At 60.2% G+C, this 870-nt stretch carries 1 protein-coding gene; it reads left to right on the top strand.

Annotated features, from left to right (window positions below; all coding sequences use genetic code 11):
• The first annotated feature begins 263 nt into the window (after window positions 1-263).
• A complete protein-coding gene (locus tag JF66_RS19340) occupies window positions 264-674 on the top strand; it encodes a hypothetical protein (RefSeq protein WP_035880514.1) in 411 nt (136 codons plus the stop codon).
• Window positions 675-870 lie beyond the last annotated feature (196 nt).

Genomic DNA, 870 nt, shown 5'->3' on the forward strand with positions numbered 1-870 from the left:
CCAGAGGTGTGACAGATCCAATGACGAAGAATGAGGAATGAGATTGGCCACAATCGGAAAGATTGTGCGGTTTAGGTACGGAGACTGCAAGAGCGAGAAGGAGCTGTGAGGAACGATCAGCGACGACGAACGGTGCAGTCGATGTGCCGAAACCGAGAGAGCTTCTACACTGAGTCCTGGTCACCCGAACTTGGGTCACCCAGCTGCCCTGCGCCCCTCGGGCGTGCCTCCATACTGGAGGTCCCCCAAACCGAAGGATCGCCATGGCCGACGTCCGAAAGTCCGCAAAACTCACCACCGCGCGGACACTCGCGCGTGAAAAGTCAGCGCAGTTCCGGGAACGCGAGGACCGGTTAGAGTCCCTGGCTGTCGACTACTTCACCAATGTTGACCAGGTCGACGACATCAACGCGGCAGCGGAGAAAGAAATCGCGCGTATCCGTGCGCAAGCCGACCGAAGCACCGCCGAGCGACGTGCCAGCGCTGCGGCCGTCATCGAGAAGATGCTAGACGCCGGGGCTTCCCGTGCGGAGGTCGCCGGGCGTCTCGGTATCGCGACGCGTGACGTAAAGCGGGCATCGCCGATCCCGCCAACTCCCGTGAAACCCGCCCCCGAGAACTTGGCTCCGGTAGCAGACCAGACCGAGCAGGAAAGTTTCTCAGCCGGCCAGTAACCATCAAGATCGCCGGTGCTCTTGATATGGGGCGGCCAACTCGGGCGCCCTCGACGTTTTCAGTGGCGAACCGCAGCAGGGGTCACTCCCCCTATAACGTGCACTGACGGGGAAGCGACACGTACTTTCTTCCACCGTGGCACGGAAGATGTCAACCTATGTGAGTCAGTTTCCTTAGGTGGTCATTGAGTTCGTT

The sequence above is a fragment of the Cryobacterium sp. MLB-32 genome (assembly GCF_000738085.1).
Lineage (GTDB): Bacteria > Actinomycetota > Actinomycetes > Actinomycetales > Microbacteriaceae > Cryobacterium.

What these genes read in the sequence shown, in the direction of transcription:
- JF66_RS19340 (WP_035880514.1), top strand. Translation starts at nt 264, where the DNA reads ATGGCCGACGTCCGAAAGTCCGCAAAACTCACCACCGCGCGGACACTC.